The 9,986-nt window shown below is 70.5% G+C and carries 6 protein-coding genes and 1 pseudogene; 5 read left to right on the forward strand and 2 right to left on the reverse strand.

Features of this window, described 5'->3' with window-relative positions:
- Window positions 1-382 precede the first annotated feature (382 nt).
- Together AB0J04_RS44175 and AB0J04_RS44180 are read right to left on the reverse strand one after the other, a co-directional pair.
- A complete protein-coding gene (locus AB0J04_RS44175; protein ID WP_363174374.1) occupies window positions 383-1,177 on the reverse strand; it encodes a L,D-transpeptidase family protein in 795 nt (264 codons plus the stop codon).
- 71 nt (window positions 1,178-1,248) lie between these two features.
- Window positions 1,249-2,508: pseudogene (locus AB0J04_RS44180) on the reverse strand (Ig-like domain-containing protein).
- A 107-nt stretch (window positions 2,509-2,615) separates the two neighbouring features.
- On the opposite strand from AB0J04_RS44180, the gene AB0J04_RS44185 reads away from it, so the two are divergent.
- From AB0J04_RS44185 to AB0J04_RS44205, 5 genes are all read left to right on the forward strand, one after another.
- Window positions 2,616-3,311, forward strand: coding sequence for a response regulator transcription factor (locus tag AB0J04_RS44185; protein WP_363174375.1), 696 nt, complete (start codon window positions 2,616-2,618; stop codon window positions 3,309-3,311).
- Entirely contained in the window at window positions 3,301-5,124 is a 1,824-nt protein-coding gene (locus AB0J04_RS44190; RefSeq protein ID WP_363174376.1) for a HAMP domain-containing sensor histidine kinase, read from the forward strand. Before AB0J04_RS44185 ends, AB0J04_RS44190 begins: the two co-directional genes overlap by 11 nt.
- A 111-nt stretch (window positions 5,125-5,235) precedes the next feature.
- Window positions 5,236-8,175, forward strand: a complete 2,940-nt coding sequence (locus AB0J04_RS44195; RefSeq protein ID WP_363174377.1) for a BTAD domain-containing putative transcriptional regulator — start codon at window positions 5,236-5,238, stop codon at window positions 8,173-8,175.
- A gap of 95 nt (window positions 8,176-8,270) precedes the next feature.
- On the forward strand, window positions 8,271-8,405 hold the full coding sequence (locus AB0J04_RS44200; protein ID WP_363174378.1) for a hypothetical protein: 135 nt from the start codon (window positions 8,271-8,273) through the stop codon (window positions 8,403-8,405).
- Between the two features lie 734 nt (window positions 8,406-9,139).
- Window positions 9,140-9,781: a response regulator transcription factor gene (locus AB0J04_RS44205; protein ID WP_363174379.1), complete on the forward strand. Its 642-nt coding sequence runs from the start codon at window positions 9,140-9,142 to the stop codon at window positions 9,779-9,781.
- Window positions 9,782-9,986 lie beyond the last annotated feature (205 nt).

The raw sequence follows: 9,986 nt of genomic DNA on the forward strand, positions 1-9,986 counted from the left end.
GAACATCCCGCTTCGCGGGACGTTCCCGAAAGCCAGGATCAACCCCTACAAGCCGACCCCACCGAGGTTGACGAAACAGATAGGGGCACCCCCCCGCCGACGTTGGTCTCGACGATGACGTGCAGGTCTCCGTTCCGCGTGATGGTGGCCCCTGACAGCGTCCATCCCGCCTCGTGAGCGAACGGTACGGGAACGCTCCTTACGGTCCGTCCGCGGCCGTCGAAGTGGTAGAGCAGCGAGGTGAGCACACCACCCTTGTCGTTCAGCACACCGACCCAGACATCGTCAGGACCGGTGCCGGTGACCAACTGGGGTTCGACCGAACCACCGCCGGGTGCGGCGGGGAGCTTCTCAATCCGCCACGTCTTTCCGACCGCACGCCTCACCGACCGAGCGACTGCGCGTCGCCCATGACGATCACCGGATGCTGATCGGGGTCCAGCGCGCGCAGCAGTTCCCTGATGTTGTTCCGGGCCAGACTCACACAGCCGTGGGTGGGGCCGCCGTGGTCGACGTGCAGCCAGATGCCGCCGCCCTTCTCGGCGCCGAGCGGGCGTGTCCAGTCCAGGGGGGAAGTCCCGGCCTGACGGTTGTAGTTGATCGCCACGACGTAGTCGAAGGAGCCGGCGAGGGGTTCGCCCTCGAAGCCCGTGCCTCCGATGGTGAAGCCCTGCGACCGGTCGTACGGCAGCTCGGTGCCGGGGTCGGCCAGTCGTCCGCCGGCGTCCGTGAGGGCGAACACGCCGATGGGCGAACGGAGATCGTCGGCGTGATGGTTGTCGGTCCAGCCCTTCAGTGCGTTGTGGGCCGGCCAGGTCGCGCCCGGCTCCCAGCCCATGGGGGTGCGTCGGTACAACACCACCTGCGAGCGGGGGGATTTTCTGTCCGCGCCGGTGGCGATGACGACCTGCCGGGCGTTCTCGGGGATCTCCGCGAGCGTCCGGGGGCCCAGGCCCGGTAGTCGCGTGGGAACGGAGGGGGACGCGGACGCCGCCGCTCCCGCCGCTGTCGAACCGGGTCTCGCCTGTGTGGTGCCCGGCGCGGGGGACCGGGTGTCCTGTGCCACCGTAGCGGCCTGGGGTGCGTCCTGCGCGCCCCCGCATCCGATGAGCGTCGCGGCCAGGGCCAGGAAGGCGACGTGACGCCCTCGATGGGGGCGACGTGTTGATCGAGCCATGATGTCAGCCTCGCCGGGACTCTTGAGGAACTCGTCAGATTCGACTCATGAGTTCGCAGTGAGGCGGGACATCAACGGGCCGAGCCCGCAGTCCACTCGCCCCAGGGCATGTTCCAGCCGTTGAGGCCGTTGAGGCCGTTGAGGCCGTTGAGGCCGTTGTCGGGGGCGGTGGTCTTGTCGTCCGAGTTCTTCACCACGACCACATCGCCGACGAGGGAGTGGTCGTAGAACCAGGCGTCGTCCTGGGCCGGGTCGCCACCGCCCTGCGCGTCGTTCAGCCCCACACAGCCGTGGCTGATGTTGGACCGCCCGAACACCGAGTCCGCGCCCCAGTAGTTGCCGTGGATGAACGTGCCGGAGGTGGACAGGCGCATGGCGTGCGGGACGTTGGGGATGTCGTACTCGCCGGCGAAGCCCACCGTGGCTCCGTTCATCCGGGTGGAGAGCAACTTCTGCGAGATGACCATTTGGCCGTTCCAGGTGGGCGAGGTCTGCGCGCCCGCCGTGATCGGTATCGTCCGCACTGTCCGGCCGTCGCGGACGACCTTCACCCGGTGCGTCGACGCGTCCACGGTGGAGACCTGACTGCGGCCGACGGTGAACCGGAGGCTCTTGTCCTGCTCCCCGTAGGCGCTTTTGGCACCCTTGACTCCGTCGAACGGATCCTGACGGTCACGGTCGAGTGCGGCTTCCAGTACTGCTCCGGACGAAAATCGAGGCGTCGGCCGCCGAACCAGTGGCCCACGACGGGCTGTCCGCTGCTGGAAGTGACGTCGACGGCGGACTCGACGGCCTTCTTGTCGGTGATGGGCTGTCGAAGGTGAACGAGACGGGCATGCCCACCCCGACCGTGGAGCCGTGCTCCGGGGTGTAGGCACCGGTGAGGCGGTCGGCCTCGGCGAGGGTCGTGAACGTCACCTTCTTGGTCACCGTGTGTCCGCCTTCGTCGGCTGCCGTCGCCGTCAGGCGGTAGGCCGTACCGTGGTCGAGAACGGCTCCGGGCGCCCAGGTCGCATGGTCGGTGGACAGCCCGCCGGGCACGGCTGTGCCGTCCGCGGTGGTCAGCGACACCTTGGTGATTCGGCCTTGGTCGACCGTCACTCGGCCGCCGCGGCTCACGGAGACATGGTCCTGTCCGTCGGCGGCGTTCAGCTGTACGAGCAGCCCCGGCTGGGCCTTGGCCGCGACCGGGGCGTCTTCGCAGCGTTCCCCGCGGGGTTCCTCGCGTCTCCTGAGCCCGTACTGCAACCAGCCAGAAGGCACACCGAGACGGACAGGGCGGCGAAGGCCGGTGCACGGCGCGTGCGATGCATGGATTCTCCGTCGAGCATGCGCCCAGGGTGAGGTGCGGTTATGAGGAAGTTGTCGGGGTGTGGGAAGAACCGCAGAACTGCCGGGTACCGCGTCGGCACCGTTCAACACGCTTACAGTCGCTGCCGTGTGCGCGCATATTCTGGTCGCGGAAGACGACGACATACAGGCCGAACTCATCCGGCGGTTACTGCTCAAGGAAGGTCACACCACGGTGGTCGTTTCCGACGGCCGGGCCGCGATCGACGAGGCCGGCAGCCGACGGCCCGATCTGGTCGTGCTGGACCTGATGCTGCCGGGCATCGACGGTTTCGGGGTCTGCCGTGTGCTGCGCCGCGACCAGGACGTGCCGGTCCTGATGCTGACCGCTCGCTCCGCCGAGGAGGACGTACTCCTGGGCCTCGACCTCGGAGCGGACGACTACATGACCAAGCCCTACAGCCCACGGGAGTTGCTGGCTCGGATACGTACCCTGCTGCGCCGCACCCTCCGCCCGGCCGAGAGCTCTCCCGCACTGCGCGTGGGCGGCATCAGCGTCGATCCCGTACGGCACAAGGTCGTCTGCGACGGGGCACCGGTCGACTGCACCCCAGGTGAGTTCGCCATCCTTCGCGCCATGGCGGCCGAGCCCGACCGGGTCTTCACCCGCCGCCAACTGCTGCAGCACACCCGCGGCCACGACCGAGCATCCACCGAACGCGCCATCGACGCGCACATCATGAACCTGCGCAAGAAGATCGAGCCCAACCCGCGTACACCCGCACGGCTGTTGACGGTGTTCGGCGTCGGCTACAAGCTCGTCGACGGCCGGCATGACTGCTGACGCCCACATCCCCTGGCGCAGGAGCCTGCTGGTACGGCTGCTGCTGACCTCCGTGGCCATCGCCGTGCTGTCCGTGGGCGCCACCGCCTGGCTGGCGGTGCAGCTCACCGCCCGTGCCATCCAGGAGGAGCGCGGCCAGGTCCTGTCCGACGACTCCGACATCCTGCGCCGGCTCAGCGGCTACGCGGCCACCCACGCCGACTGGGACCGAGTGCGGTCCATGGTGCGTACCCTCGCGCGCACCATGGACCGGCGCATCGCCCTGACGACCACCGACGGACGTGTCATCGCCGACTCGGCCGCCGCCGGCACCGCGCTGCCCGCACGCGCCTCGGCCACGGTCGACCCGTTGCGCATCGACACCTACACCGAACCGGGTGCCCAGCTCTCCGACATAGACCCACGCGCGGCGGGCCCCTATCTGCTCCCAGCCGACGAACGTGCCCAGGTGAGGAAGCTGGCGACCGACCGCCTGGTGTGCATGCGCAGGAACGGAAGCGACGGCAGCACCCGGCAGATTCCCAGCGGACGCACGGTGGTCACGGCCGATGACGGTGAGGCTGACGTGCCGCTGGAGTGCGCCGACGGACGGCTCAGCACGCCTACGCCCACCGAGAGCAAGGCGTTGTCGAATCTCACGGTCCTGATGTCCCCGTGCCTGGACGGACAGCCGCCCACGGCTCCCTCGTTCGGCCGCCTCCATCTCGATCTCATCCCTGGAGCTGCCCCCCTGGCGAGGGCCGCCGACTATTCCCCTCGCCCCGCCGACAACGAGCAGAACCAGACCTGCATCGACAACGCACGCCGTACCCAGCTCGACCCGTACGTCGCTCCGCGAGCCGACCTCTATCTCGGCAGCCGGGGCCGGCGGCAGGCAGGCTTCGACCTCTCCTCCGCCAACAAGACCAAAATCATCGGCGTTTCCGGACTCGTCCTCGCGGCCACCGTCACCCTGACCGCGGTCGTCGCGGTCCGCCTGGTCCGGCCCCTGCGGGCCCTGACCGCCGCGGCCCGTCAGCCCCCGGAGCGCCATGCCCGCGTCGCCGTCACCACCAAGGACGAGACGGGCTTCCTGGCCGCCGCCTTCAACGAACTCACCGCACGCCGCGAACAACTGGAGGCCCAGCGCAAGGCCATGGTCAGCGACATCGCCCACGAGCTGCGCACCCCGCTGACCAACATCCGCGGCTGGCTGGAGGTCACCCGCGACGGGCTGCTCGACCCGGATCCGGATCTGTTCGCCACCCTGCACGACGAGGCACTGCAACTGCAGCACATCATCGACGATCTGCAAGACCTCGCCGCGATCGACGCGGGCACGCTGCGGCTGCACAGCGAACCGCTGCGCGCGGACGAACTCGTCGCCCAGGCGGTGTCCGCCCACCGCAGCCGCGCCGCAGCCGCCGACGTCCGCCTGCTGACCCACACCGACACCGGACTCTGGATCGACGCCGACCCGGTGCGGATGCGCCAGGTTCTGGCCAACCTCGTCTCCAACGCGCTGCGCCACACACCCGCGCACGGCACGGTCACCCTCACCGCCCGGCACTCCGGCGAGTTCGTCGTCCTCGCCGTGGAGGACACCGGCGACGGAATCGCCCCCGACGACCTGCCCCACGTCTTCGAGCGATTCTGGCGGGCAGAGAAATCCCGCAGCAGACGCACCGGAGGCAGCGGCCTCGGCCTGTCCATCGTGCGCCAGTTCGTCGAGGCACACGGCGGCACCGTCATGGCCCACAACGCACCCGGTGCCGGAGCGGTGTTCACCATCCGGCTCCCCCGCGGCACGGAGCCGGACGGTCCGCCCCGGTAGTCGGCAGCGGAGGAGTTCACCGGCCGTCGCCGCCACCATCGGCGAACCGCTCCGCCGACCGGCGGACGCCGTACGCAAGCCACGCTGCCTCTCCAGTCGACTAAACTTCGGGTGCGGATCCCTCAAGGAGGAAGCCCGTTGGAAGAGCGGTTACGGTTCTCGTTGCTGGGACCGGTCAGAGCGTGGCGCGGCCCGAATGAGATCGAACTGGGCCCGCCTCAGCAGCGGGCGGTGCTGGCTGTGTTGCTGCTGGCGGAGGGTTCGCAGGTGTCGGCGGGTGGGCTGGTCGACGCGGTGTGGGGCATGAAGGCACCGGTCTCGGTGCTTGGCATTGTGCGGACATATGTCCATGGGCTACGGAAGGTGCTGGAGCCCGCAGGGGATGCAGCGTCGTCTGTGATCCGTTCCACCGGGGACGGCTATCAGCTCCGCACATCACCGGACGATCTGGACCTCGGCTCCTTCCGAGCGCTGCTCGCGCAGGCCGAGCGGGCGCGAAGAGCAGGAAACACCGAGGGTGCGGCAAGGTATTTGCGCAACGCGCTCGGTCTGTGGCGGGGGGAGGCGCTGGCCGGTGTCCGGGGCCAGTACGCGCAGACCCAGCGGCAGCGGCTCGGCGAGCTGCGTCTGTCCGCGGTGGCGGCCCGGCTGACGGCCGAACTCGACCTGGGAGCCCATGCGGAGGCGGCCACCGAGCTGACCGGGCTGGTTGCCGAGCATCCGCTGGACGAGCGGTTCCGGGAGCTGCTGATGCTCGCCCTGTACCGGTCGGGGCGGCAGGCGGCTGCCCTCGCCAGCTACCGTGAGGCGCAGACGCTGCTCGCGGGCGAGCTGGGTGTCGATCCCGGCCCGGGACTCCAGGCGATGTACCAGCGCGTTCTGCGGGCCGACGCGGGGCTCCTCGCTCCGCCGGCCCCGGCCCCGGCCGAGGCCGCCCCCGCACCTGTCCCCGTACCCGTATCTGCTCCTGTCCAAGTGCCCGCCGTCCCGGCCCAACTGCCCGCCGGTCTGGCGGTGTTCGTCGGGCGGGACGCCGAGCTGACCGAGATGACCGGCCTGGCGCCGGTCGGTACGGTGGTGATCAGTGCCATCGCGGGCATGGCGGGGGTGGGCAAGACCACCTTCGCGGTGCACTGGGCGCGACAGGTCGCCGACCGCTTCCCGGACGGCCAGCTGTACCTGAATCTGCGGGGCTTCGACCCGGCCGTCCTGCCGGTCCCGCCGGAGCACGCCCTTGTGACGCTGCTGGAGTCACTGGGCGCCGACCCGAGCGGGCTGCCGCAGGACGTCGACGCGCTCGCGGCCCTGTACCGCACCCTGCTCACCGGCAAGCGAGCACTGCTGCTGCTGGACAACGCCCGTGACGCCGCGCAGGTGCGGCCCCTGCTGCCCGGGGCGCCCGGCTGCCTGGTCATTGTCACCAGCCGCAACCGGCTGTCCGGGCTGGTCGCCGTGAACGGCGCCCATCCCCTTCACCTCGACGTGCTCTCCGAGGCCGAGGCCCGCGAGCTGCTCGCCCGACGCCTCGGACCCGGCCGCGTCGCGGCCGAACCGGACGCGGTCGAGGAGATCATCGCCCGGTGTGCACGGCTGCCGCTGGCCCTGGCCGTCACCGCCGCCCGCGCGGCGACCCGGTCCGCTCTCCCCCTGTCGGCCATCGCGGCCGAACTGCGCGACAGCGCCGGCGCCCTCGACGCGTTCCACGACGGCGACACTGCGGCCGACGTGCGCGCCGTCTTCTCCTGGTCCTACCACGCACTCACCCCCGCCGCCGCCCGCCTGTTCCGGCTGCTCGCCCTGCACCCCGGCCCCGACATCTCACTGTCGGCCGCCGCCAGCCTGACCGGGCTCTCCCTCCCCAACACCCGGCAACTGCTGTCCGAACTCATCCAGGCCCACCTCGTGGACGAACCCGTCCCGGGCCGCTACGCCTCCCACGACCTGCTGCGCGTCTACGCCACCGAGCTGACCGAGGCCGTCGATCTGCTCCAGGAGGTGCGGGCAGCCCGGCACCGGATGTTCGACCACTACCTGCACACCGCCCGTGAGGCGTTCGCGCTGACTGCCCGTGAACGGATGCTGATCTCCCTGGAGCCCGTGGCCGAGGGGGTGCGCGCTGAGCAATTCGGCGGTGACACGGCGAAGGCGGCGGCCTGGTTCGCCGCTGAGCAGGCGGTGCTGCTCGCGGTCGTCGAACAGGCCGCCACCCACCGCTACGACGTCCACACATGGCAACTCGCCTGGGCCATGGCCAACCATCTGCACCGGCGTGTCCTGTGGCGGGAGCAGGAGGCCGTGCACCGCACCGCCATGGGCGCGGCGCGTCGGCTGGGCGACAGGGCTGCCCAGGCTCATATCCACCACGGTCTCGCCGCCACAAGGGGTCTGGACCGCATCGACGAGGCACGCGTTCATGCCGAGCGGGCCATCGAACTGTTCACCGAATCCGGTGACATGAGAGCCTGCGCTGAGAGCTATCGCATTTTGGCCTGGGTGGCGGAGGGGCAGGGCGATCCGGAAGCCGCACTCGGCGCCGCGCAGCGGTCCCTCGCGCTCTACCGGGCCCATGACGGCCGTGGTGCCGACGACAGCCGCGGTCGGATGGCGATGGCAGCCGCGCTCAACGCGGTCGGTTGGTACCACACCCAGCTCGGGCAGCACCAGCAGGCCCTCGACCCCTGCCGACAGGCGCTGGCCCTGTGCCAGGAGCTCGGATACGACTATGGCGCGGGGGATGCCTGGGACAGCGTCGCTTATGCCCTCCACCATCTCGGGCGGTACGACGAGGCCGTCACCAGCTTCCGCAACGCCCTCGCCCTCTACCGGCAGGCCGGAGGTGACCCCTTGTTCGAGGCCACCGTCCTCAAGCACCTCGGGGACACCCACCTGAGCGCCGGCCGCCCGGACGCGGCCCGCACCGCGTGGACCGAGGGGCTGGACATCATGGAGCGGCTCGGCCACGCCGATGCCGACGGGCTCCGTACCAGATTGCGCCGGCTCGACGAGTCGAGCGGCCCTCCAGAGGCGGAAGCGGTACTCACCGACTCGTAGACGAACCTTCGCTCCGGAGCCCGGTCGGCCAGATGCCGTCGGCCAGGCCGGTCGACGTCTTGCCGACCGGGGCGAGCGTACTGTCCAGCCGTGCGGTGGACCAGCCGCTGCCGGACGACGCCCAAGCGCGTACCGCGGCGCGTGGCGCAATAGTCATGACCGACTCCGCCCACACCTCGGTCAAGTCGGCACAGGCCAACGCCGGCAGTGTCGAGACCGAGCCGACGTGAACCAGGCCCGGAGAACAACGATGTGCCGCCCCGCCCCTCACGATCGCCCACGTCAAGGCGCGTGAGACATGGATCGAGGTGGAACACCACGGGCGTCTCGGCGCCGGATCCGTGTCCGGTTCACGCTGAGTCCATCGTGCTCCGTGCCCCGCGACGGCATGGCGGCGGGGCCTTCCCGGCGGTACGGGCGTCCCGCCGACCCCGGCCGAGGCCCTGACGGCCGTCTGACCCAGGGGCCTGCGGGCCCGTGTCCCTCCGGCTCGTACCGCGGGATACGCGTCGGGGCGGACATCAACGATCTCTGGAGCGATCGTGAACGGGCCGTTGACACCCAGCCGGTTTTCTTGATCAGGCAGCGGTCCTCGCCGTTTCCGCTCGGTGCGGCACACCCTCACACCCGTGAGTACCGCGCACCGCATTGAGATCAACAGGGGAAATACATTGACGCGTTCCTACGCATCTTTCGGCATGGTCGCAGCGCTGAGCGGTGTCCTCCAGCTGTACGGATCCGGTGGTTCCGGTGGGGGTTCGGCCGCCGGCTCCGCGCTTGTAGGCGGGCAGCCGTCTGAAGGCGGCCTGCGAGGGCGACTGCGTGGACACTCAACCGCCGGTACTGGCCAACGACGCCGGTCGAGCGGACGATGCCGAGCCCGGCCATGGAACCCGTGTACGACCCGCGCGCGTACGGATTTCGCGGGGAGTTGCCCCGTGGGGAGGAGAGAGCAGTGACAACGATGTCCATCGCGGTGACCGTGCACGCCGACGACCCGCTTTCACGAGCCGGGGTCGTCAGCTGCCTGCGCAACCAACCGGGCATCGAGGTGTCCGAAGGGTCAGGTCGAGGGGTGCGCGGCCGAGTGGGCCGGGCGGCGTCGGTGGCCGTCGTACTCGCCGACCGGGTGGACGAGCCGACCGCCGTCGTCCTGCGTCGGCTGATCAGAGGCGACCACCGGGACGTCGTACTGGTCGTCGACCGGTTGCGCGAGCCGGAGCTGATGACCGCCGTGGGATGTGGGGTCCACACCTTCGTATGGCGGCGTCAGGCGACCCCCGACCATCTGTTGAAGGCGGTCCGGTCCGCCGCCCGCGGTGACAGCGAGATGCCGCCGGAGCTGCTCAACCAACTCCTCGGCCGGCTGGGACGGGTGCAGCGCGGCGGCCAGGACGCCCCAGTGGCCGCGGTCACCGGACTCGCCGCCCGTGAGGTGGAGGTGCTGCGGTTCGTCGCCGAGGGGATGGAGAACCGGCAGATCGCGGGGAAGGTCCCGTACTCGGAGCGGACCGTCAAGAACATCCTGCACGAGCTGATGACACGGATGCAGCTGCGCAACCGGGCCCACGCGGTGGCCTTCGCGCTGCGCGAGGGTTACCTCTGACGACGCGTCACCGGTGTCATCCATGTGCCGCCCGGCAGGCCTCCCTCTTGCCGGGCTCGCCCCCGCACCACGGGGGCCGCGGGCCCGGCTCCCCCCGCTCCACTGCGGGCCGCGCGCGCCCCCGGCGCCCCGCCCGCCGCGCGGGGCGCGCGCGGCGACTGGGCGCTGTGGCTCCTCGCTCGCACGGGCCCCCGCCTGCCCACCA

The sequence above is a fragment of the Streptomyces sp. NPDC050263 genome (assembly GCF_040655955.1).
Lineage (GTDB): Bacteria > Actinomycetota > Actinomycetes > Streptomycetales > Streptomycetaceae > Streptomyces.